This is a genomic window from Lentzea sp. NPDC058450 (genome assembly GCF_042721395.1).
Lineage (GTDB): Bacteria > Actinomycetota > Actinomycetes > Mycobacteriales > Pseudonocardiaceae > Lentzea.
Window position 1 is genome coordinate 106,015 of record NZ_JBHXLO010000019.1, and the last position, 21,504, is coordinate 127,518.

The following is a 21,504-nucleotide window of genomic DNA, read 5'->3' on the forward strand; positions in this document are numbered from 1 at the left end:
CGGCCAGCTCCCGGTCGGCGAGCTGCGACGACGTGCGCAGCGCTTCCCAGTCGGCCAGCCAGAACTGGTCGAGCAGCTCCGCGCAGAAACCGCAGTCGGGGTAGCCGCGACCGGCGAGCTCCCCGCAGGACGGGCATGCCGAGACCACGGCGGGACGCTGGCCGCGTCGCGCGCCGGGCGGGAACGGCTGGTGATCAGCCACGGGGAAGAGATTAGGGGCAAACGACGCCCTTGGCAGCAGCGGCGCGCTCTGACTATGGTCGGTTCTCGACAACTCAACACAACGCGGGAGCTCGCGCCTGAGCGGGCTGAGAGGGTGACTGGCCGTAGTGCCGGTGTCACCGACCGCCTGAACCTGACCGGGTAATGCCGGCGTAGGGAGGAATGTCGTGACGGCACTTGACGACCGTTCGGTCAAGCCCAGTGTGACCACGGGCCCGATCTCGGGCTCTCGCAAGGTGTACCGGGAAGTCTCTGCTGACGTCCGGGTGCCTTTCCGCAGGGTGGAACTGACCAACGGCGAACATGTCGATCTGTACGACACTTCCGGTCCGTATACCGACGACAACGCGACCATCGACGTCCACAGTGGACTGCCCGACCTGAGGTCCGGGTGGGTCGCGGCACGGGAACCGATCAACGGAGCTGTCAGCCAGCTCGCGTACGCGAAGGCCGGGATCATCACCCCGGAGATGCGCTACATCGCGGTGCGCGAGAACGTCGACGCGGAGTTCGTGCGCGCCGAGGTGGCCATCGGGCGTGCGGTGATTCCGTTGAACCGCAAGCACCCCGAGGCCGAGCCGATGATCATCGGCAAGAAGTTCCTCGTGAAGATCAACGCCAACATCGGCAACTCCGCGGTGTCGTCGTCGATCGAGGACGAGGTCGAGAAGATGGTGTGGGCGTCCCGCTGGGGTGCCGACACGATCATGGACCTGTCGACCGGCAAGCGGATCCACGAGACGCGCGAGTGGATCCTGCGCAACTCGCCCGTGCCGATCGGCACCGTGCCGATCTACCAGGCCCTGGAGAAGGTCAACGGCGATCCGGCCGCGCTGTCGTGGGAGGTCTACCGCGACACCGTGATCGAGCAGTGCGAGCAGGGCGTCGACTACATGACCGTGCACGCGGGCGTGCTGCTGCGGTACGTGCCGCTGACCGCGAAGCGCGTCACGGGCATCGTGTCGCGCGGCGGTTCGATCATGGCCGCGTGGTGCCTCGCGCACCACCAGGAGAGCTTCCTCTACACGCACTTCGAGGAGCTGTGCGACATCCTGCGCGCGTACGACGTGACGTTCTCGCTGGGTGACGGGCTGCGGCCGGGTTCCATCGCGGACGCCAACGACGAGGCCCAGTTCGCCGAGCTGCGGACGCTGGGCGAGCTCACGCACATCGCGCGGGCCAAGGACGTCCAGGTGATGATCGAGGGCCCCGGCCACGTGCCGATGCACAAGATCGCCGAGAACGTCCGGCTCGAGGAGGAGTGGTGCGGCGAGGCGCCGTTCTACACGCTCGGGCCGCTGGCCACGGACATCGCGCCGGCGTACGACCACATCACGTCCGCGATCGGCGCGGCGCAGATCGGCTGGCTCGGCACCGCGATGCTCTGCTACGTCACGCCGAAGGAGCACCTCGGCCTGCCGAACCGCGACGACGTGAAGACCGGCGTGATCACCTACAAGATCGCGGCGCACTCCGCTGACCTCGCCAAGGGCCACCCCGGCGTGCAGGACTGGGACGACGCGTTGTCCAAGGCGCGCTTCGAGTTCCGCTGGGAGGACCAGTTCAACCTGTCGCTCGACCCGGACACCGCGCGCTCGTTCCACGACGAGACGCTCCCCGCGGAACCGGCGAAGACGGCGCACTTCTGCTCGATGTGCGGGCCGAAGTTCTGCTCCATGAAGATCACCCAGGACGTGCGGCGCTACGCCGAGGAGCGCGGACTGTCCACTGTGGAGGCCATCGAGGCCGGCATGGCGGAGAAGTCCGGCGAGTTCGCCGACACGGGCAACAAGGTCTACCTGCCGGTCGTGGAGACCTCGTGACCGTCGCACCTCCCAGGGTGCTCACCATCGCCGGAAGCGATTCCGGCGGTGGTGCGGGCATCCAGGCCGACCTCCGCACGCTCTTCGCGTGCGGAGTGCACGGCTGCGTGGCCCTGACGGCCGTGACGGTCCAGAACTCGGTGGGCGTCACGGGAGTCTCCGAAGTTCCGGCCGACGTCGTCGCCGCCCAGATCGAGTCGGTGACCTCGGACATCGGCGTGCAGGCCGCGAAGACCGGCATGCTCGCGTCGGCCGCGATCATCGAGGCGATCACCCCGGCGCTGGACCGCGCGGGCATCGGCTCCGGCGGCGTGCCGTTCGTCGTCGACCCGGTCTCGGCGTCCATGCACGGCAGCCCGCTGCTGGCCGACAACGCCCTGAACGCGTTGCGCGGCCTGCTGTTCCCACGCGCGACCCTGGTGACGCCGAACCTCGACGAGGTGCGGCTGATCACCGGCATCACCGTGAAGGACCGCGCGGACCAGCGCGTGGCGGCCGAGGCGTTGCACGCCCTGGGGCCTGAGTGGGTACTGGTGAAGGGCGGCCACATGTGGGACGACCCGGAGTGCCTCGACCTGCTCTACGACGGGCGGTCGTTCATCGAGCTGCCCGGTCCTCGTTACGACACCGAGCACACGCACGGCAGCGGGGACACCCTGGCGTCGTCGATCAGTTCGGCGTTGGCTCGCGGTGCCTCGGTGCCGGAGGCGGTGCGGTTCGGCAAGGAGTTCATCGTGAAGTCGGTGGCCGCCGCCTACCCGCTGGGCGCCGGATCCGGGCCGGTGTCGCCGTTGTGGAGGCTCGACAGGTAGCGGGCGTACATCGCGCGCAGGTCGGCGGTCTCGGGGTCGAGCAGCCAGACCGTCAGCGCGCCTTCGAGGAACGCGATCAGCTCCAGCGCGGCCGCTTCGCCCCATCGTGCGGCGAAGTGGCCGCGGAGCAGGCGGTTGCGCTCGCGGAACCGGCGCGTGATGTCGTCGTCGCGCGCGAGGTGCTCGGCCTGGAGCACCGTGTGCAGCGTCGCCAAACCCTTGTGCCGCATGGTGTGTTCGGCGTCGTCGAGCAACGCCTGGACCAGGTCGTTCCCCGTCACCCGCGCCGCCGCCCGCGCGTCGAACTCGTCCAGGACCGCCTTGAGCAGGTTCTCCTTGGACCCGAAGTGGTGGATCACCGCGGACGGCGTCACGCCTGCCTGCTTCGCGATCGCCGCGACGCCCGTACCCGCGTACCCGTTGGCGCCGAACAGGTCTATCGCGGCGTCGACGATGTCGCGGCGTCGCTCGACGCCGCGCTGCTGAACCTGCCCCTTGATCCCGACGATGGGAAAAAGCCTAGCGCGCGTGATTATGCTGAACAACCATGCAGGAAAATGAGGTCAGGACCGAGCTGGTCATCCCCGCGCCGATCGACGTCGTGTGGCGGGTGCTGGTGGACTTCGACGGGTATGCGCGCTGGAACCCCGTCATGGAGTACACGCAGGTGGATGGCTTGCACACCAAGGTGAAGGCGGCCAGGGGCACGCCGTTCGAGCGCGACTTCGACGGCGAGATCACGTCGGCCGAGCCGTACGTGCTGGCCTCGCAGGGCGGCGACCCGGAGACGTTCTTCGGGCGCCACCGGTGGGAGCTGACCGAGGTCGAGGACGGCACCCGGCTGGTGAACGCGGAGAGCTTCACCGGCGCGATGGCCGCGGGCGTGCTGGCGCAGACCCGCGAGGTGCTCGTCGCGGAGTTCGACGCCTTCAACCAGGCGCTACTCGTCCAGGCACAGGCAGAAGGGGTGGCCGGCGGGGTCTAGCAGCACGCGGACGTTCGGCTGCGGCTGGTGTTCCGCCACCGTCGCGCCCAGCGCCACGAGGTGCCCGGCTCCTCGTGGCCGATGTGCCAGCCGAGGAGCTCGGCGTAGAAGCGCGCCAGGGCGGCGGGGTCGGGCGCCTCGATCGACGTGCCCCACCACATGCCGCCGGTCCTGGACTTCACGCGCCGCCTCGATTCCCCGTGCGATGGGCTACTTCGGTTCCTCGCCCACCAACGTCTCCAGCGCGTCCAGCGCACCCACCAGCGCCGAGATGTGTTCGGGGGTCAGCTGTTCGATGCGGCGCTGCAGTTCGCGCACCCGCGCGGACCGCACGCCGGACACCATCGTCTCGCCCTCGGGCGTGGGGGTGGCGAGCCAGGCGCGGCCGTCCTGCGGGTCGGGCTCGCGCTTCACGTACCCGGCTTCGACCAGCGCGGCGACGATGCGGGACAGCGTCGGGGGTGCCACGCCCTCCTTGTTCGCGAGGTCGCCCAGGCGCATGGGGCCGCAGCGTGCGAGGGTGGCCAGCGCGCTGACCGCGCCGGGGCCGAGTCCGGGCGAACCGGTGCGTCGCAGCAACCGGGCCAGCCGGCCGATCGCCAGGTACAGACGCGCGGTCGCGTCCTCGACCTCGGCGTCAATGGGGGCCGTCACGGCTTGTCGTCCTCCTCGGCGGGATTTCAGGTAGTTCTCCATCATCCCCCAACACGTGTGCACCCACGGTAGCGACCTCAGCGACTCGGCGAAGACGCTTGGGCCCAAAAGCGGTGCGGAATGCGTCCGGCCAGCCGCGCCAGCCGTCCGCCCTCGACCGCACAACGCATGGCGGCGCCCATCCGTTCCGGGTCCTGAGCTCGTGTGACGGCGGTCGCGAGCAGGACGGCGGAGCAGCCGAGCTCCATCGCCAGTGCCGCGTCGGACGCCGTGCCGATGCCCGCGTCCAGAACTACTGGAACAGAAGCACGAGAAGTGATCATCTCGATGTTGTGCGGGTTGCGGATGCCGAGGCCCGTACCGATGGGAGAACCCAACGGCATGACCGTCGCGCACCCGATGTCCTCCAGCTTGCGCGCGAGCACCGGGTCGTCGTTGGTGTATGGCAGGACGACGAAGCCGTCGTTCACCAGCCGTTCGGCCGCGTCGAGCAGCTCGACCGGGTCCGGCAGCAGGGTCTCCTCGTCGTGCACGACCTCGAGCTTGACCCAGTTCGTCTCCAACGCCTCGCGCGCCAACTGGGCGGTCAGCACGGCCTCGGCGGACGTGCGGCAGCCGGCGGTGTTGGGCAGCACCTCGATTCCAAGGCGCCGCAACAACTCCAGCACACCGGTCTGGCCTGCCGCGTCCACCCGCCGCATCGCCACGGTGGTGAGCTCGGTGCCGGACGCGACCAGCGCGCGTTCCAGCACCGAGAGGTTCGCGGCACCGCCGGTGCCGGTGATGAGCCTGGACCGGAACTCCCGGCCCGCGATGATCAACGGATCGTCCACGTCAGCCTCCCTGGACCGCGGTCAGCACCTCGACGACGCCGCCGTCCGGCACGATCGTCCTGTCCCACAACGCCCTCGGCACCACGGCGCCGTTCAGCGCCACGGCCACGCCCCTGTCCGGCGCGCCCACCAGCGTCACGACCGCGGCCACCGACGTGCCCTCGGCCAAGTCGCGGGAAGTCCCGTTCACCTGTGCCTTCACGAAGTTCCCTCCTCAAGCAGACGGACCACGGTCCGAGCCGTGTGCGGGGCGAGCAGCAGCCCGTTGCGGTGGTGGCCCGTCGCCGCGATCACGCCCGGTTCGAGCCACCGCACCACCGGCACGTTGTCCGGGCTGCCCGCGCGGAACCCGACGGCGGCCTCGGTCAGCGCGTACTCGGCGATTCCCGGCAGCACGGTTTCCGCGTCCCGCAACAGGTCCCGGACGCCCGCGACGGACACGTCGGTGTCGAACCCGGCCTCGTACTGGGTGGCGCCGACGACCAGTCCGTCGTCGCGCGGCACGAGGTACACCGGACGGCCCGAGACCAGCGCGCGGATGGTGTGCCGAGGCGGCGGCAACGCCCCTGGCCGGTGCGTGAGCCGGAGGATCTCGCCCTTGACCGGCCGGATGACGTCGCGCAACGCCGGGTGCAACGCCCCGCTCCACGCCCCGGCGGCGATCACCTGGACCCGTCCGTCCACATCAGACCGCACGCCCAGATCGACACAAGCCTTCCACAGTGCGGAAAGCAGCAGCCTGTTGTCGACGGCGAGGTCACCCGCGGCGTACACGCCACCCCGGACCGCCGGACCCAGCGAAGGCTCCAGGGCGCGGATCTCCCGTGACGTCAGCAACTCCCCCGCGTGCCGCAGGTCGGCGAGGTCACCGGGTTGGGTGCCGACCGCCAGCGTCCCGGCCTCGAACAACGGCACGCCGATCGACGCGGCGAACGACGGCCACAGCGCGAGCGCCTCAACCCCCTGCGCCACCACGGCTTCCTCGCCGGGCCACGCCTCCGTCAACGGCGCCAGCATCCCGCCCGCGACCCGCGAACCGGCGTGCGGCGACCCGTGATCCCACACCGAAACCGAGAACCCGGCCCGTGCCAACGCCAACGCGACGGACAGGCCGATGACGCCGCCACCCCGGACGGCCACTTCCACACTACTCAAGGCATTCACGCTCCCTGCGCCGGCATGACCCGGATCAGGTTCGACGGTCGGAGCGAACCACGCTCCCTCTCAGCCCGGTGTTCTCCAGGCTCCCGTGCGGACCTTGCTCAACATAACGGTTAACGTGCGTACGTGCCAGGACTCGACGGAAACCTGATCAGGCAACGACTCGCCGACGCGACGCTCTACCTCTGCACGCCGAACCGGCCTGATCTGGCCGAGTTCGCGGACGCGGCCCTCGCGGGCGGCGTCGACATCATCCAGCTGCGGGACAAGTCACTCGAGGCCAAGCAGGAGATCGAGGCCATCGAGATCCTCGCGGAGGCCACCGAACGCCACGGGAAGCTGCTCGCCGTCAACGACCGCGCGGACATCGCCCACGCCGTCGACGCCGACGTGCTGCACCTCGGCCAGGACGACCTGCCGGTGCCGCTGGCCCGCCGGATCGTCCGCGAGGACGTGGTGATCGGCCGGTCCACCCACGACGTCGACCAGATGACAAAAGCGGCCGCGGAACCCGGCGTGGAGTACTTCTGCACCGGCCCGTGCTGGCCGACCCCGACCAAGCCGGGCCGTCCGGCACCGGGCCTCGACCTCGTCCGCGCCACCAAGACGGACCGCCCGTGGTTCGCCATCGGCGGCATCGACCTCACGAACCTGCACGAGGTCAAGGCGGCGGGCGCCACCCGTGTCGTCGTCGTGCGGGCCATCACCGACGCCGAGGACCCGCGCAAGGCCGCCAAGTCGTTCAAATCCGAACTTGATCGTTGAAATTTGAACTATCAGGCGTACTCTCGACGACGTGAGCGCACCTGTGCTGTACCTGAGCCACGGGGCACCCCCGCTGGCTGACGACGAGACGTGGACCAGAGAGCTGAAGGACTGGTCCGCCACCCTCCCGCGCCCGGAGGCCGTGCTCATGGTCTCCGCGCACTGGGAGGAGGCGCCGACGACCATCGGCGCGACCACGACCGTGCCGCTGGTCTACGACTTCTGGGGCTTCCCGCAGCGCTACTACGAGGTCACGTACGAGGCGCCGGGCGCGCCCGAACTCGCGAACGACGTGCGCAAGCTCCTCGGCGGCCACGTCGAGCAGGACGAGCAGCGAGGCCTCGACCACGGCGCCTACGTGCCGTTGAAGGAGATGTTCCCGGACGCCGACGTGCCGGTGCTGCAGATGTCGATGCCCACGCTCGACCCGCGCGAGCTGCACGAGATCGGCCGCAAGCTCGCGCCGTTGCGCGACCAGAACGTGCTGATCGTCGGCAGCGGCTTCATGACGCACAACCTGAGCTGCGTGCACTTCGGCCAGGGCCCGGACTACGACCCGCCGTCGTGGTCGAAGGAGTTCGACGACTGGGCGGGCCGGCAACTGGCCGCCGGCGACGTGGACTCGTTGCTGGACTTCCAGACCAAGGCCCCGGCCGCCGGGATCGCGCACCCGCGGACCGAGCACTTCGCGCCGCTGTTCGTGGCTCTCGGGGCGGCGAGCGACGAGAAGGCCGCGAGCACCGTCGACGGCTTCTGGTACGGCCTGTCGAAGCGGTCAGTGCAGTTCAGCTGAGCCGTCCAGGAACAGGGTGGCGAGCCGGCGCGCGATGGCGGGCGTCCCGTTGCGGACGCCCGAGCTCGCCATCAGCAACAGCACCACGTCGTCCACCGAAAAGTCGGCGCGCAGCCGGCCGGTCGCCTTCGCGCGGCGGATGAGCTCGCCGAGCGCCTGGAACGCCGTGTCGCGCAGCGCCGCGAAGTCGATCGCCTTCGGGTAGGCGGTGGTGAACGCCGCCGCGAACCCGCGATCGAGCACGTGCAACCGGCAGACCTCCTGCACGGTAAAGCGGAACCCCTCCCAGGGGTCCGGGTGCGCGAGCCCCTCCTCGACCGCCGTCGAGCAGGCCGCCATCTGCTCCGAGAAGGCCTCCACCACCAGCGCTTCCTTCGTCGGGAACCGGCGGTAGAGGGTCGCCGGGCCGACGCCCGCCCGCCGGGCGATCTCGCGCATCGACACGTCCAGGCCCTCCACCGCGAACACCTCGCGCGCGACCGCCATGATCCGGTCGCGGTTGTCCTGGGCGTCCGAGCGCAGGTTGTGAGTCAGATTCCTCGTCACCGTCTCAGTTTCGGCTAAGCGGACGCCCTGTTCCACTAATTTCGCCGCCATGCGAGCACTTCAGTTCACCGAGTACGGCCCCGCCGACCTGCTGCACGTCGCCGACGTGGCCGAACCGCACGCCGGTCCTGGCCAGATCCGGGTCGCCGTGCGCGCGTCCGGGGTCACGCCCGGCGACACCTACCTGCGCTCCGGGATGTTCGGCGACCGGTTGCCGTTGCCGCACGTGCCCGGCGTGGACGCGGCCGGGGTCGTCGACGAGATCGGCGAGGGAGTGACCGGCGTGAACCTCGGCGACGAGGTGTTCGGCATGGTCGACCTGGCCCTGCTCGGCGGGGCCAACGCCGAGTTCGCGGTGCTGGTCGCGTGGGCACCCAAGCCTGCCGCGTGGAGCTGGGAGCAGGCGGGCGGGGCGGCCGCGAACGTGGAGACCGCCACGAGGACGTTGGACCTGCTCGGGGTGCGCGACGGGATGATCTTGCTGATCGCGGGCGCGGCGGGCGGGGTCGGCACGGTGGCAGTCCAGCTGGCGGCCGCGCGGGGCGCGCGGGTGATCGGCACCGCGGGGCCGGCGACGCAGGACTTCGTCGCGGCGATGGGGGCCGTCCCGGTGGTCTACGGCGAAGGGCTGGTGGACCGGGTCTCGGCCATCTCGGCGGGCCGGGGCGTCGAGAGGGGCGGTGCCGTGGACGCGGTGCTGCACTGCGCGGGTCCCGTGCCCGACCTCATCTCCCTCGCCGGCTCACCGGACCGCGTGGTGACGATCGCCGACCTGTCCGGCGAGCACGGCGTCCGGCTCACCCACACCGCGGGCGGTCCCGGCGCCGACCCCCAGGCGCTGCACGGCCTCGCGATCGCCGCGGGCCTCAGCTCGTTCACCGTCCCGCTCGCCGGGGTCTTCCCGCTCGACCGGGCCGCCGACGCGCACCGGCTCAGCGAGACCGGCCACGCCCACGGCAAGATCGTGCTGGTCTGAAACGCGAAAGTGCCGCGACACCCGAGGGTGCCGCGGCACTTTCACATCAGTACTAGCCGCGGGTCAGCGTGAGGCCGTAGCGCGACAGGATCGGATTGAGCGGCTGGAAGTACGTGGTGCCGCCGGACGAGCAGTTGCCCGAACCGCCGGAGGTCACGCCCTGGGCCTGGCCGAAGCCGGAGCCCGCCACCCACGAACCACCCGAGTCGCCACCCTCGGCGCAGGCGTTGGTGCGGGTGAGGCCCCGGACCTGGCCCTGCGGGTAGTTCACGGTCTGGTTCTTGGCCTGGACGGTGCCGCAGCGCCATCCGGTCGTCGAACCCGAGCGGCAGATCGAGGCGCCGTTGGCGGCCTCGGTGTTGCCGCGCACGATCACGTTCGTGCCGTTGTAGCGGTTGACCCACGGGCGCGAGGTCCAGTTCGCGTTGGTGCGCACCCAGGCGTAGTCGTTGCCGGGGAACACCGAGCCGGCGAACGAGCCCTGCGCGACGCGGTTGTAGCCGGACACCGCCGTGCCGGTGGTGCCGCAGTGGCCCGCGGTGACGTAGCCGCCGGTCACGGAGAAGCCGAGCGAGCAACGGCCGCCGCCCATGTAGATGGCGTCACCGCCGCGCGAGTCGTACAGCGGGGTGGGGCTCTCGGTGACCTCGTCGACCTTCACCGAGCCGCTGATGGACTTCGCGGTCGCGATCCACTGGTCGGACGCGGCGTCGCGGACGTTCTTGTTGACCTCGACGACGACGCTGTTCGACTTCTCGTCCACGCGCCAGCTCGTGATGGCCGCGGGGGCCGTCATGAGGTCGAGAACCGACTTCGTCCCGTTGAGCTGGGAGAGCGAGTTCGCGACGACCTTGGTGTCCGCTCCGGTCACGGAGAGTCCTGATTTGGTCACCGCGACGGTCAGTCTGCCGCTGGCCTGGTCGATCCAGGCTCCGCCGAACGCGTCGCCGAGGGACGCCTTGGCGGACTCGGCAACTTGGCCTGACTGGGCGTCATTGGCCAATCGGACGCGGGCCTGGTCAGCGTTCAGGCCCAAATCACGCTGGACCGCTTGGAGCAATTCGGCCGGGTAGCTCTCCGTATCGGAACCGGTTGGGGCGACTGGTGCGGCAGGGGCGCCAAACGCCGGTACGCTGAGAGCAGTCAGGACTCCGGTGGCGAGAACCACGGCACCGGTTACACGGGCCGCACTCGTGCGGTTCATCAGACGTCTCCCTCACTTTCGGGTGCAGGGGAACCCGAGAGATCGGTTGCAGGGACCTCTCTCGGGGGCTCTAGGGGGACGGGTGGTGGGGCGGCGGCAGGGGTCGCCCCACCCCTCCCATCCCTTTTTGCCTCTCGGCTTCACGGCAGGCGCCGGGCTCAAGCGGACGTGCCACGAGCCTCATTGCGCCTCCTCCCGGTCTCTTTCGGACCGAATCCTTACGCCCGTTCGAGTGAAGTTACGGGGCTGTTGGCTATGACGCCCCGCCTCGAACGTGAACGAAGTGTGTCACAGCTCACGACAGATCAACTCCGGTGCGTAGCAATTGACAGTTAACTGTCGCTCAACGTAGTGACGTGATCACCGAATGGGGTCGCTGCTCGGCGGCGCCGTCGAGCTGTCCGGAACCTGTCGGGATTCTGTCGTCGACGAGGGCGGTCCGGTTGGCGTCGTGCTCTCGGTCGGCGACTGAACGGACGTGGTCGGACTAGGCGAAACGGTGATCGTCTCGGTCTTCGTGGTCTCGGTGTGCGTCTCGGTATGAGTGCTTGTGGACGGTTTGCCCGGATCGGCCGTGACGGGCTTGCCGGTGACGAGCTGAACGCTCGCGACTGTGAGCACGGTCACCACGAACACGAGCACTCCGCCGACGGCGATGACCTGCCAGCGCTTCTCGCGTTCCATCGACCGTTGGTAGAACACGGCACCCAAAGTGGTCACCAGGCTCGCGAGGATCGCGCCGATGACGGTGCCGACGAGGTTCAGGCGAAGGCTCAGCACGGCCGCCGTGGCGGCGGCGAGCACACTCGCGACGAGCTTGACGGGGGTGATCTTCTCCTTCTCAGACATGACACACGTAGGACGTTGGGCACAGTTCACCGGTTGTGGCCCGGTGACGTGCATCATCAACGCCATGCGCCTGGTGACTCTCGAAGACGTCCACGCGGCCGCCGCCGCGATCGCCCCGCATGTCGTCCACACCCCGTTGCTGTCGTTCGACTCCGGACTGTGGATCAAGCCCGAGTCGTTGCAGCCGATCGGTGCGTTCAAGCAGCGCGGCGCCGTGAACGCGTTGTCCCGCATACCTTCCGAGGACCGGGCGCGCGGTGTCGTGGCGTATTCGAGCGGTAACCACGCGCAGGCGGTCGCCTACGCGGCCAAGACCCTCGGCATGCCGGCCGCGATCGTCGTGCCGGAGAACACGCCGCAGCTGAAGATCGACGCGACGCGCGCGCACGGCGCCGAGGTGTTCGTCGTCGGCATCACCGAACGCGAGTCGCGCGCCTACGAGCTCGTCGAGGAGCGCAAGGCCACGCTGATCCCGCCGTTCGACCACCCGGACGTCATCGCGGGCCAGGGCACGATCGGCCTGGAGATCTGCGCGGACCTGCCCGACGTGGCGACGGTCCTGGTGCCGGTCAGCGGCGGCGGCCTGATCTCCGGCGTCGCGGTGGCGGTGAAGGCGTTGCGCCCCAACGTCCGCGTCATCGGTGTCGAGCCCGAGCTGGCCGGCGACACCGCCGCGTCGTTCGCCGCGGGCGAGCAGGTCCACTGGGACGCGCACGACCGCGCCCGCACCGTCGCGGACGGACTGCGCGCCGAACCGTCCGACCTGACCTGGGCGCACATCCAGGAGCACGTGGACGACGTGGTCACCGTGTCGGAGGACGAGATCCGCGACGCCGTGAAGCAGATCTCACGCCGCACGCGGGTCGTGTCCGAGACGAGCGGTGCCGTCGCCGTGGCCGCGTACCTGAACCGCACGCTCCCGGCAGGACCGGCCGTCGCGATCGTCTCCGGCGGCAACATCGAGCCCGCCCAGCTCGCGTCGATCCTCGGATGATCACGCTCTCACAGGTCCGCTCGGCAGCGGCGGTGATCGCGCCGCACGTGGTGCGCACGCCGCTGCTGCCTTTCGGCGAAGGCTGGCTGAAGCCGGAAAATCTTCAGCCGATCGGCGCCTTCAAACTGCGTGGTGCCCTGAACGCGTTGGCGCGCTTGGACAACCGCGCGAACGGCGTCGTCGCGTACTCCAGCGGCAACCACGCCCAGGCCGTGGCGTTCGCGGCCCGGCTGCACGGCGTCCCGGCCGCGATCGTGATGCCGGACAACACCCCGGCCGTGAAGATCGAGGCCACGAAGGCCCTGGGCGCCGAGGTCTTCATCGTCGGCATCACCGAACGCGTCGAGCGCGCCGAGGCCCTGGTCGCCGAACGCGGCGCCGCGCTGATCCCGCCGTTCGACCACCCCGACGTCATCGCGGGCCAGGGCACGATCGGCCTGGAGATCCTCGCCGACCAGCCGGACGTGTCGACCGTCGTGGTGCCGATGTCAGGCGGCGGACTGATCTCCGGCGTGGCCACCGCGATCAAGTCGCTGCGCCCGGACGTCCGCGTGCTCGGCGCCGAACCCGAGCTGGCCGCCGACATCGCCGAATCGCTCAAAACGGGCGAACTGGTGCGCTGGGACCCCCTGAAACGGGCTCAGACGGCCGCTGACGCGTTGAGGGACGAACCCTCGGCGCTCACCTGGGAGCACATCCGCACGCACGTGGACGACGTGATCACGGTGTCGGAGGACGAGATCCTGACGGCGGTGGCCGGGCTGGCCCGGAAGGCGCGACTGGTCGCGGAGCCGAGCGGGGCCGTGGCGGTGGCCGCGCTGGAGAAGATCGGCGGCGCGGGGGTCGCGATCGTGTCAGGCGGAAACGTGGACCCGGACCTACTGGTGCGCCTTCTCGCCACCTGACCGGATGTGCGTGGGTGGTCCCTCCACCCCGCAGTGCAGGCACTCCCCCGGATGCGGCGCTTCCTGCTGCTCCGGGGCCGCGGCCAGCACCCGGTTGTCCACGCCGATCGCCAGCAGACCGCCCAGGATCGCGGCGACCGCGCACAGCACCAGCGCCATCTCCCACCCGGCCGTCATGACCGCGGGGTTCGCGTAGTCCTCGCCCATCAGCCCCACCGCGGCCGGCAGCACGGCCATCGCGAGCAGGCTGCCGGTCCTGGCCACGGCGTTGTTCACGCCGGACGCGACACCCGCGTGGTGATCAGGCGCGGAGGCGAGCACGGTGGCCGTCACCGGCGCGACCACGATCGCCAGGCCGATGCCGAACACCAGCACGCCCGGCAGCACGCCGAAGACGTACGAGGCGCCCGGCGTGGCGTTGCGGAGCAGCAGCATGCCGACGCCGACCAGGATCGGGCCGGCGATCAGCTGCAACCGGGGCCCGTGGCGCTGGGCGATCTTCCCGGACGTCGAGGACGCCAGCAGCATGATGATCGTGATCGGCACGCTCGCGAGGCCCGAGGCCGTCGGCGAGTAGCCGAGGGAGATCTGGAGCTGCAGCACCAGCAGCACCATCACGCCGCCCAGCGCCGCGTAGACCAGGAACGTCAGGACGTTCGACACGAGGAACGTCCGGTTGCGGAAGAGCTCGGGTGGCACGAGCGGATCGGCCGACCGCTTCTGCACGACCCCGAACGCCACCATCGCGGCCACGCCGAGGATCGCCAGGACGTACGACTGCTCGACCAGCCCGCCGGTCAGCAGGGCGAGTCCCACGGCCCCGACCAGCGCGGACAGGTAGTTCGGGTGCCCGGCGGACTCGTCCCGCGACTCCGGCACGTACTTCAGCGCCAGGAACACGCACAGCGCCGCGACCGGCAGGTTCACCAGGAACGCGAGCCGCCACGACCAGGCCTGCACGAGCAGCCCGCCGACCAGCGGCCCGACCGCCGTCGCCACACCGGAGAGCCCCGACCACGCGCCGATGGCCCGCGACCGGTCCTCCCGGTTGAACGACGACTGCAGGATCGCGAGAGCACCCGGCGTCAGCAACGCCGCCCCGACGCCCTGCAGCACCCGTGCCGCGACCAGCACGGGAACGTTCCAGGCGGCACCGCACAGCAGCGAGGCCACGCCGAACCACACGACGCCGATCACGTACACCCGGAGCCGGCCGAACCGGTCCCCGAGAGACCCCGCGATCAGGATCAACGAGGCCAGGGCCAGCAGGTACCCGTTCAGGATCCACTGCAGATCGGTGACCGACGCGGAGAACTCCGCGCCGATCCGGGGCAGCGCCACGTTGACGATCGTCCCGTCGAGCATCGCCATGCCCGAGCCGAGGATCGTCGTCGCCAGCACCCAGCGGGCGCGTGGCGTGCCCCACGCGATCAAGACGGCCTGTTCAGCGTCGCGACGAACTTGTACCTGTCGCCGCGGTACACCGAGCGCACCCACTCGATCGGGTTGCCGTCGGTGTCGTACGAGTGCCGCGAGAGCAGCAGCATCGGCAGGCCGATGTCGGCGCCGAGCAGCTCCGCCTCCTCGGGCGACGCGAGCGCCGTCTCGATCGTCTCCTCGGCGTGTCCCATCTCGACGCCGAACCGCTCGGACAGCACCTGGTACAGCGACGCGCCGGGCGCCAGGTACCGGCGCAGCCCGCGGAAGCGGCCCAGCGCGAGGTGGGTCGTCTCGATGGCCATCGGCTCGTTGTCGGCGAGGCGCAGGCGGTGCAACCGCAGCACCTTCGCCCCGGGACGCACGCCGAGCAGCCGGGCGAGCTCGGCCTCCGCGGGCATCTCGGAAGCCTCGATCAGCTTCGACGACGGCACGCGGCCCTGGGCCCGCATGTCCTCTGTGTACGAAGACAGCTGCAACCTCTGGGCGACTTTCGGTTCCGCCGCAAAGGTGCCCTTGCCCTGCACTCGGAGCAGGCGACCTTCGACCGTCAGCTCGGCAAGCGCCTGGCGAACGGTCGTCCTGGAGACGTCGAACTCCGCCGCGAGCGACCGTTCCGTGGGGATCGGCGAACCGGGCGGCAGCGCCCTCAACAGGTCGAGCAGGTGCCGCTTGAGACCCCAGTACTTGGGTTCGCGTTGCGCACGCGTCCTGGCGTCCACGCCTGATGCAGGCGTCGTCTCCAGCATGGCCTCCTCCTCGCACTCCATGTCACGCATCACAAGGATGCCTTGTCCGTGCCGATTCGTGCGTCCGAACCCCCGACATGAGCCGCGAAATTCGTCCGATGACTTCGCAACGTCTTGGTCACGCGCTTGACAGACGCGGTGACGCAGCACACGCTGTTCCGCATTGGTCTACACCACTTGGACCGCTCGGCCGAGAGCCGGGCTTGGTGAAAGGGCGCGAACTGTGAAGGGCTGGAGAGGACTCGCTGTCGGTGCCGCCGCGCTGGCAGTGGCCGTGTCAGGTTGTGGCACGAGCACGAGCAGCGGTGGAGCCACGGAGACCAAAGAGATCACCGTGTGGCTCATGGACGGCTCCGCGCCGACGACCCTGACCGACGCCTTGAACAAGGAGTTCGAGTCGGCGAACGGGATCAAGGTCAAGTACGAGGTCCAGAAGTGGACCGGCATCCAGGAGAAGCTGACCACCGCGCTGGCGAGCAGCACGCCGCCGGACGTCATCGAGCTCGGCAACACCCAGACCGCGAGCTTCGCCGACCAGGGCACCCTCGCCGACCTGACCGCGGACGCGGGCCAGTTCAACGGCGGCGAGTGGCTCGGCGGCCTCAAGGACTCGCTGACGCTGAACGGCAAGCAGTACGGCGTGCCGTTCTACGCCGCGAACCGCACCGTGATCTACCGCACGGACCTGCTCAAGGCCGCGGGCGTGGAGAAGGCTCCGACGTCGCGCGCCGAGTGGCTCGACGCGATCAACAAGCTCAAGGCCGCGAACGCGTCCAACCCGGACTTCCAGGCCCTGTACCTGCCGGGTCAGTCCTGGTACTTCCTGCTGTCCCTGATCTGGGACGAGGGCGGCGACATCGCCAAGCAGGACGGCGGCAAGTGGACGGGCACCCTCGACACGCCGCAGGCGAAGGCCGGTTTCCAGGCGTACAAGGAGCTCTACGACGCGTCGGCAGCCAAGAAGGTCCCGGCTGACATCGACGAGGCGAAGCCCCAGCAGATGGAGGTCTTCGGCACGGGCAACGTCGGCATGATGGTCGGCCTCCCGTGGGAGCTCGGCGGCGCCGTCAAGGCGAAGCCGGACCTGGCCGACAAGACCTCGGCGTTCCCGATCCCGTCCAAGAAGGCCGGTTCGGCCGCGCCGGTGTTCCTCGGCGGCTCGAACCTCGCCATCCCGGCGTCCAGCAAGAACGCTGACGCGGCCAAGAAGTACCTGGCGCTGCTGTCCTCCAAGAACTACCAGGACCAGCTCGCCGCGGGTGGTGCCGTCCCCGGTACCTCCAAGGACACCTCGAAGCTCGCCAGCAACGCGATCGGCAAGGCCATGGCGGACTCGTCCCCCAACGGCAAGGTCACCCCGGTGACGCCGAAGTGGGCGGCCGTCGAGGCGGGCCAGAACCCGCTGAAGGACGCGCTCACCGCGTACCTGACCGGCGCGAAGACGCTGGACCAGGCGACGAAGGACGCGAGCGACGCCATCACCAAGGCGATGGCCTAGCCACGCTGAGATGACGGCCGTCAACACGACCGAAGCGGCAGCGCCGGCGGGGACCATCCCCCCGGCGCTGCCGCCTGCCACGACCCGGGAGGCGCCCAAGCGGCGCCGCCGGGGCAGCGCCTTCGACCGGGCCCTGCCCTACCTGCTGCTCGCACCCGCCCTCATCGCGATCCTCTGGCTGATCGGCTGGCCGGTCGTCTCCGTCTTCGTGACGAGCTTCCGCCAGCTGAACCTCGGCGAGCTGGTGCGCGGCGAGGTCGTGTGGACGGGCCTCGACAACTACGCCACCGTCCTGCAGGACGAGCGGTTCTGGATCGCCTCGCTGCGGACCGTCGTGTTCACCGTCGCCGTCGTCGGCGCCTCGGTGGGCGCGGGTCTCGGGATCGCGTTGCTGATGCGCGTGCTCACGCCGTGGGTGCGGATCGCGTTGCAGATCGCGATGCTCTGCGCGTGGGCCATGCCGATCCTGGCGTCCACCACGGTCTACCAGTGGATGTTCGACCAGAACTACGGCATCTTGAACAAGACGCTGGTGCAGCTGGGTTTCGACTCCTACGCCGGCTACTCGTGGTTCTCGTCGGGCACCTCGACGCTGTCCGTCGTCGGCTTGCTGATCATCTGGCAGGCGATCCCCTTCCTCGCCTTCTCGCTCTACGCCGGGCTCGTCGGCATCCCGCGCGACCTCTACGAGGCTGCGGGCATCGACGGCGCCTCGCCGTGGCAGACGTTCCGCGCGGTGACGTGGCCGGAGATCCGGTCGCTGCTGATGATGGTGACGTTCCTGTCGACCCTGTGGGACTTCAAGGTCTTCGCCCAGATCTGGGTGTTCCGCGAGGGCGGTCCCAGTGGTGAGTCGACGACGCTGCCGGTGCTGCAGTACCTGGAAGGCATCGCGAAGAGCCACTTCGGCGTCGCGGCCGCGATCTCCGTGCTGATGATGCTGATCCTCGGCCTGATCACGTTCCAGTACCTGCGCAAGCTGCTGCAGACCGAGGAGGGCAAGCTCTGATGCTCAAGAAGTCCGCAGCGAACATCACGGGCATCCTGCTCGCGTTGTTCTTCATCTTCCCGACGTACTGGATGATCACGTCGGCGCTGAAGCCCAAGGGCACGACGATCACGTCGGACTACGACCTGATCCCGTTCTCGGTGACGCTCACGAACTTCGTCACGGCGTGGACCAAGCCGGGCTTCCTGTCGTCGCTCGGCAACAGCCTGATGGTGACGCTGACGGCCGTGCTCGCCGCGGTGGTCATCGGCATCACGGCGGCGGTCGCCATGTCGCGCTTCGCGTTCCGCGGCCGCAAGAGCTTCGTGCTGCTGATGCTGGTCGCGCAGATGGCGCCGTTCGAGGCGTTGCTGATCCCGATGTTCCTGATGATGCGGGATCTCCAGCTGTACGAACACCTCTCGTCGCTGATCCTCGTGTACTTCGCGGTGACGCTGCCGTTCTGCGCGTGGACGTTGCGCGGGTTCGTCAACGGCATCCCGGCGGAGCTCGAGGAAGCGGCCATGGTGGACGGTTGCGGCCGTTGGCAGGCGTTCCAGAAGGTGACGCTGCCGCTGCTGGGACCGGGTCTCGTGGCCACCTCGGTGTTCGCGTTCATCACGGCGTGGAACGAGTTCCTCTTCGCCAAGGTGCTGATCCGCAGCCAGGACAGCGAGACGCTGCCCGTGTGGCTGTCCGGGTTCCAGACCGCGTTCGGCACCGACTGGGGTGGCGCGATGGCCGCGTCCGTCCTGTTCACCGTGCCGGCGCTGGTGTTCTTCCTGATCGTGCAACGCAAGATGGTCGCCGGCGTCACCGCTGGTGCTGTGAAGGGATGACGCGTGGATCAGTTGGCCGCAGCCGTTCTGCTTCCCGGATTCACCGGAACGACCGCCCCCGACTGGTTGCTGCGGCGGGTCGCTGACGGGCTGGGCGGCGTTGTGCTCTTCGGGCGCAACGTCGTCGACGACGCCCAGGTGACCGCGCTGTGCGGCGAACTGCGTTCGGTGCGCCCGGACGTGGTGATCGGCATCGACGAGGAGGGCGGCGACGTCACGCGTCTCGACGCGGGTCGCGGCTCCGAGGTGCCGGGCAACCACGCGCTGGGCGCGGCGGACGACCTCGACCTGACCCGCTCGGTGGCCGCGTCCATCGGCGCGCGCCTCGCGAAGTGCGGGATCTCGTTGAACCTCGCTCCGTCGGCCGACCTGGTGCTGACGCTGGACGACCCGATCATCGGCGTCCGCGCGTTCGGGTCGGACCCGGTGCTCGCGGCCCGGCACGTCGCCGCGTGGGTCGAGGGGTTGCAGGCCGTGGGCGTCGCCGCCTGCGCCAAGCACTTCCCCGGCCACGGAGCGTCCACTGAGGACTCCCACGAGCAGCTCCCGGTGCTGCCGCGCACCGAGGAGCAGCTGCGCGCCGTCGAGCTCGTGCCGTTCCAGGCGGCCGTGCACGCGGGCGTCCGTTCGATCATGACCGGCCACCTGGTCGTCCCCGAGTGGGGCCCGGCGCCGGTGACGCTGAACAAGCACGCGATCGACCTGTTGCGCACCGAGCTGGGCTTCACCGGCGCGGTGATCACCGACGGCCTGGACATGAAGGCGGTCGGCGGCGACCTCGCCCAGGGCGCCGTGCGCGCGCTGGCGGCCGGTGTCGACGCGATGTGCCTCGGCGGCATGTCGCTGGACGACGACGACCTCAAGTGGCTGATCGACTCGATCGTCGCGGCCGTGAAGTCCGGCGAGCTCTCCGAGGAACGCCTGACGCAGGCCGCGGCCCGGTCGCTGGCGCTGGGCCTGCCGCCGTCCACCGTGGACGCCCACGACGCGGAGATCGGCCTCACCGCCGCCCGCCGCGCCCTGGAGGTCCGCGGCAAGGTCGACGTCGGCTCCTCCCCGGTCGTCGTGGACCTGGTGGTCGACCCGTCCATCGCCGTGGGCGACGTCCCCTGGGGCCTCGGCCCGTACCTGCGCGAGGTCCTCCCGGGCACCGAGGTGATCGCGGTCCGCGACGTCTCGGCCGACGAAGTTGCGCGGGTGTCCGGTGATCGCACAATCGTGGTCGTGACCAGAGACGCTCACCGCCACACGAGCGCTCGACAACTGGTAACAAACTTAACTAATCTGGGCCTGGACGTGGTGCACGTGGAAACCGGCGTGCCTGGTCCGGACCTGGGCAGCGTCGCCCGCATCGACACCCACGGCGGTTCTCGGGTGAGCCTCCGAGCCGCGGCCGAGCTGATCCTGAAAGGCACCACATGACCACGCCCCAGCCAGGCCGGCACATGGCAGCGGAGATCGCGGCCCAGCCGTCGATCTTCTCGTCGCTCTACGCCTCGCGGTCCGCGATCGCCGAGGTGGCGGCCGTCATCCGCGAACGGGCCCCGCGCTTCGTCCTGTTCGCGGCCCGCGGCTCGAGCGACCACGCGGCCATCTACGCCAAGTACCTGACCGAGATCCTGCTGCAGCTGCCGGCGGGCCTGGTCTCGGCCTCGACGACCACGCTGTACGGCGCCGAGCCCGACCTGCGCGACGTCCTGCTGGTCACCGTCTCCCAGTCGGGCGGCTCCCCCGACCTGCTGGAGGTCACGGCCTCCTACCGCAGGCGCGGTGCCCTGACGGTGGCGGTCACCAACACCCCGTCGTCGCCGTTGAACGCGGCCGCCGAGCTCTCGGTGGACGTCTCCGCGGGCGTGGAGCACGCCGTCGCCGCCACCAAGACCTACTCGGCGACGCTGCTGGCGTTGTACCTGCTCATCGACGCCATCCGGGGCGGCAACGGCGAGGCGGCCGCGCCGCTCGGCGACCTGGCCCAGGTGACCCTGGACGCCTCGGCGCCGACCGTCGAGGAGGCGGTCCGCCGCTACCGCTTCGTGGACCGCGTGCTGACCACGGGCCGCGGCTACTCCTACGCCACGGCGCTGGAGGCCTCGCTGAAGCTGGCGGAGACCTCCTACCTGGCGGCCCGCGCGTACAGCGGCGCGGACCTGCTGCACGGCCCGGTGGCCGCAGTCGACGGCGAGACCGCGGTCCTGGCCGTCACGTCGCTGGGCAAGGGCGGCGACTCGCTGCGCGACGCCCTGGACGTGGTGCACCAGCGCGGCGCGGACGTCGTGGCCGTCGGTTCGGCCTCGGAGAAGGTGGGCGCGACGCTGTCCATCCCGATCCCCGAGACCGCCGAGGAAGTGGCACCCGTCCTGGAGATCCTCCCGGTGCAGCGCCTGGCGTACGGCCTGGCCCTGGCCCGCGGCGGCGACCCGGACAGCCCGCGTGGCCTGAACAAGGTCACCCGGACCCTCTGACCCGCACCA

At 69.9% G+C, this 21,504-nt stretch carries 23 protein-coding genes, 1 pseudogene and 2 riboswitches; of the genes and pseudogenes, 13 read left to right on the forward strand and 11 right to left on the reverse strand.

The features are described 5' to 3' along the window. Positions 1–275 precede the first annotated feature (275 nt). A riboswitch (TPP riboswitch) is annotated at positions 276–400 on the forward strand. Further along, positions 390–2,045 carry a phosphomethylpyrimidine synthase ThiC gene (thiC, locus tag ACFWNN_RS27535; RefSeq protein ID WP_382442819.1) on the forward strand — a complete coding sequence of 552 codons (1,656 nt, stop codon included), beginning with the start codon at positions 390–392 and terminating at the stop codon, positions 2,043–2,045. (Overlaps the previous riboswitch by 11 nt.) Next, entirely contained in the window at positions 2,042–2,857 is an 816-nt protein-coding gene (gene thiD / locus ACFWNN_RS27540) for a bifunctional hydroxymethylpyrimidine kinase/phosphomethylpyrimidine kinase (RefSeq protein ID WP_382442820.1), read from the forward strand. Before thiC ends, thiD begins: the two co-directional genes overlap by 4 nt. On the opposite strand, the gene ACFWNN_RS27545 is transcribed toward thiD, so the two are convergent. After that, positions 2,800–3,402 carry a TetR/AcrR family transcriptional regulator gene (locus tag ACFWNN_RS27545; protein WP_382442821.1) on the reverse strand — a complete coding sequence of 201 codons (603 nt, stop codon included), beginning with the start codon at positions 3,400–3,402 and terminating at the stop codon, positions 2,800–2,802. The two genes, thiD and ACFWNN_RS27545, sit on opposite strands and share 58 nt — an antisense overlap. Before the next feature lie 2 nt (positions 3,403–3,404). Here ACFWNN_RS27545 and ACFWNN_RS27550 point away from each other — a divergent pair, with 2 nt between their 5' ends. Next, positions 3,405–3,842, forward strand: coding sequence for an SRPBCC domain-containing protein (locus tag ACFWNN_RS27550; protein ID WP_382442822.1), 438 nt, complete (start codon positions 3,405–3,407; stop codon positions 3,840–3,842). Here the strand turns inward: ACFWNN_RS27550 and ACFWNN_RS27555 are convergent. From ACFWNN_RS27555 to ACFWNN_RS27575, 5 genes and pseudogenes are all read right to left on the reverse strand, one after another. Beyond that, positions 3,798–4,003, reverse strand: a pseudogene (locus tag ACFWNN_RS27555) (VOC family protein). The gene ACFWNN_RS27550 and the pseudogene ACFWNN_RS27555 sit on opposite strands and share 45 nt — an antisense overlap. Before the next feature lie 49 nt (positions 4,004–4,052). Next, positions 4,053–4,496 (reverse strand): MarR family winged helix-turn-helix transcriptional regulator, encoded by a 444-nt coding sequence (locus ACFWNN_RS27560; protein WP_229693556.1) that lies wholly within the window; start codon positions 4,494–4,496, stop codon positions 4,053–4,055. Between the two features lie 77 nt (positions 4,497–4,573). Beyond that, a complete protein-coding gene (locus tag ACFWNN_RS27565; protein WP_382442823.1) occupies positions 4,574–5,329 on the reverse strand; it encodes a thiazole synthase in 756 nt (251 codons plus the stop codon). A 1-nt stretch (position 5,330) separates the two neighbouring features. Next, the gene (thiS, locus tag ACFWNN_RS27570; protein WP_382442824.1) at positions 5,331–5,531 is read right to left on the reverse strand and encodes a sulfur carrier protein ThiS; all 201 of its coding nucleotides are present in this window, start codon (positions 5,529–5,531) and stop codon (positions 5,331–5,333) included. Next, entirely contained in the window at positions 5,528–6,493 is a 966-nt protein-coding gene (locus tag ACFWNN_RS27575; protein WP_382442825.1) for an FAD-dependent oxidoreductase, read from the reverse strand. The genes thiS and ACFWNN_RS27575 overlap by 4 nt, the downstream gene beginning before the upstream one ends. Beyond that, positions 6,479–6,590: riboswitch (TPP riboswitch) on the reverse strand. Its footprint overlaps the gene before it by 15 nt. A 26-nt stretch (positions 6,591–6,616) precedes the next feature. On the opposite strand from ACFWNN_RS27575, the gene thiE reads away from it, so the two are divergent. Both thiE and ACFWNN_RS27585 read left to right on the forward strand, forming a co-directional pair. Then, positions 6,617–7,255, forward strand: a complete 639-nt coding sequence (gene thiE / locus ACFWNN_RS27580) for a thiamine phosphate synthase (RefSeq protein WP_382442826.1) — start codon at positions 6,617–6,619, stop codon at positions 7,253–7,255. A 31-nt stretch (positions 7,256–7,286) separates the two neighbouring features. Further along, the gene (locus tag ACFWNN_RS27585) at positions 7,287–8,048 is read left to right on the forward strand and encodes a dioxygenase (RefSeq protein ID WP_382442827.1); all 762 of its coding nucleotides are present in this window, start codon (positions 7,287–7,289) and stop codon (positions 8,046–8,048) included. On the opposite strand, the gene ACFWNN_RS27590 is transcribed toward ACFWNN_RS27585, so the two are convergent. Then, on the reverse strand, positions 8,031–8,594 hold the full coding sequence (locus tag ACFWNN_RS27590) for a TetR/AcrR family transcriptional regulator (RefSeq protein WP_382442828.1): 564 nt from the start codon (positions 8,592–8,594) through the stop codon (positions 8,031–8,033). The two genes, ACFWNN_RS27585 and ACFWNN_RS27590, sit on opposite strands and share 18 nt — an antisense overlap. A gap of 49 nt (positions 8,595–8,643) precedes the next feature. On the opposite strand from ACFWNN_RS27590, the gene ACFWNN_RS27595 reads away from it, so the two are divergent. Continuing rightward, a complete protein-coding gene (locus ACFWNN_RS27595) occupies positions 8,644–9,570 on the forward strand; it encodes an NADP-dependent oxidoreductase (RefSeq protein ID WP_382442829.1) in 927 nt (308 codons plus the stop codon). Positions 9,571–9,622: 52 nt separating this feature from the next. Here ACFWNN_RS27595 and ACFWNN_RS27600 read toward each other — a convergent pair whose 3' ends face one another. Further along, positions 9,623–10,441, reverse strand: a complete 819-nt coding sequence (locus ACFWNN_RS27600) for a S1 family peptidase (RefSeq protein ID WP_382442830.1) — start codon at positions 10,439–10,441, stop codon at positions 9,623–9,625. A 693-nt stretch (positions 10,442–11,134) separates the two neighbouring features. Next, on the reverse strand, positions 11,135–11,623 hold the full coding sequence (locus tag ACFWNN_RS27605; protein ID WP_382442831.1) for a hypothetical protein: 489 nt from the start codon (positions 11,621–11,623) through the stop codon (positions 11,135–11,137). Between the two features lie 64 nt (positions 11,624–11,687). Here ACFWNN_RS27605 and ACFWNN_RS27610 point away from each other — a divergent pair, with 64 nt between their 5' ends. Further along, positions 11,688–12,617: a threonine/serine dehydratase gene (locus tag ACFWNN_RS27610; protein WP_382442832.1), complete on the forward strand. Its 930-nt coding sequence runs from the start codon at positions 11,688–11,690 to the stop codon at positions 12,615–12,617. After that, positions 12,614–13,522, forward strand: a complete 909-nt coding sequence (locus ACFWNN_RS27615; RefSeq protein ID WP_382442833.1) for a threonine/serine dehydratase — start codon at positions 12,614–12,616, stop codon at positions 13,520–13,522. The genes ACFWNN_RS27610 and ACFWNN_RS27615 overlap by 4 nt, the downstream gene beginning before the upstream one ends. On the opposite strand, the gene ACFWNN_RS27620 is transcribed toward ACFWNN_RS27615, so the two are convergent. Both ACFWNN_RS27620 and ACFWNN_RS27625 read right to left on the reverse strand, forming a co-directional pair. Beyond that, entirely contained in the window at positions 13,496–14,956 is a 1,461-nt protein-coding gene (locus ACFWNN_RS27620; protein ID WP_382442834.1) for an MFS transporter, read from the reverse strand. The two genes, ACFWNN_RS27615 and ACFWNN_RS27620, sit on opposite strands and share 27 nt — an antisense overlap. Further along, the gene (locus tag ACFWNN_RS27625) at positions 14,953–15,708 is read right to left on the reverse strand and encodes a GntR family transcriptional regulator (RefSeq protein WP_089910302.1); all 756 of its coding nucleotides are present in this window, start codon (positions 15,706–15,708) and stop codon (positions 14,953–14,955) included. The genes ACFWNN_RS27620 and ACFWNN_RS27625 overlap by 4 nt, the downstream gene beginning before the upstream one ends. A gap of 223 nt (positions 15,709–15,931) precedes the next feature. Here ACFWNN_RS27625 and ACFWNN_RS27630 point away from each other — a divergent pair, with 223 nt between their 5' ends. From ACFWNN_RS27630 to ACFWNN_RS27650, 5 genes are read left to right on the forward strand one after another with little or no spacing between them, the layout of a single operon-like run. Continuing rightward, the gene (locus ACFWNN_RS27630; RefSeq protein ID WP_382442835.1) at positions 15,932–17,206 is read left to right on the forward strand and encodes a sugar ABC transporter substrate-binding protein; all 1,275 of its coding nucleotides are present in this window, start codon (positions 15,932–15,934) and stop codon (positions 17,204–17,206) included. A gap of 10 nt (positions 17,207–17,216) precedes the next feature. After that, positions 17,217–18,215 carry a carbohydrate ABC transporter permease gene (locus ACFWNN_RS27635; protein ID WP_382442836.1) on the forward strand — a complete coding sequence of 333 codons (999 nt, stop codon included), beginning with the start codon at positions 17,217–17,219 and terminating at the stop codon, positions 18,213–18,215. Then, positions 18,215–19,033, forward strand: a complete 819-nt coding sequence (locus ACFWNN_RS27640; RefSeq protein WP_382442837.1) for a carbohydrate ABC transporter permease — start codon at positions 18,215–18,217, stop codon at positions 19,031–19,033. Before ACFWNN_RS27635 ends, ACFWNN_RS27640 begins: the two co-directional genes overlap by 1 nt. A gap of 3 nt (positions 19,034–19,036) precedes the next feature. After that, positions 19,037–20,455, forward strand: a complete 1,419-nt coding sequence (locus ACFWNN_RS27645) for a glycoside hydrolase family 3 protein (RefSeq protein WP_382442838.1) — start codon at positions 19,037–19,039, stop codon at positions 20,453–20,455. Next, positions 20,452–21,495: an SIS domain-containing protein gene (locus ACFWNN_RS27650; protein ID WP_382442839.1), complete on the forward strand. Its 1,044-nt coding sequence runs from the start codon at positions 20,452–20,454 to the stop codon at positions 21,493–21,495. The genes ACFWNN_RS27645 and ACFWNN_RS27650 overlap by 4 nt, the downstream gene beginning before the upstream one ends. The last annotated feature ends 9 nt before the right edge of the window (positions 21,496–21,504 follow it).

Coding starts and splice junctions, on each gene's coding strand:
- ACFWNN_RS27550 (WP_382442822.1), top strand. CDS start 3,405: ATGCAGGAAAATGAGGTCAGGACCGAGCTGGTCATCCCCGCGCCGATC.
- ACFWNN_RS27595 (WP_382442829.1), top strand. CDS start 8,644: ATGCGAGCACTTCAGTTCACCGAGTACGGCCCCGCCGACCTGCTGCAC.
- ACFWNN_RS27605 (WP_382442831.1), bottom strand. CDS start 11,623: ATGTCTGAGAAGGAGAAGATCACCCCCGTCAAGCTCGTCGCGAGTGTG.
- ACFWNN_RS27610 (WP_382442832.1), top strand. CDS start 11,688: ATGCGCCTGGTGACTCTCGAAGACGTCCACGCGGCCGCCGCCGCGATC.
- ACFWNN_RS27615 (WP_382442833.1), top strand. CDS start 12,614: ATGATCACGCTCTCACAGGTCCGCTCGGCAGCGGCGGTGATCGCGCCG.
- ACFWNN_RS27625 (WP_089910302.1), bottom strand. CDS start 15,708: ATGCTGGAGACGACGCCTGCATCAGGCGTGGACGCCAGGACGCGTGCG.
- ACFWNN_RS27635 (WP_382442836.1), top strand. CDS start 17,217: ATGACGGCCGTCAACACGACCGAAGCGGCAGCGCCGGCGGGGACCATC.
- ACFWNN_RS27640 (WP_382442837.1), top strand. CDS start 18,215: ATGCTCAAGAAGTCCGCAGCGAACATCACGGGCATCCTGCTCGCGTTG.
- ACFWNN_RS27650 (WP_382442839.1), top strand. CDS start 20,452: ATGACCACGCCCCAGCCAGGCCGGCACATGGCAGCGGAGATCGCGGCC.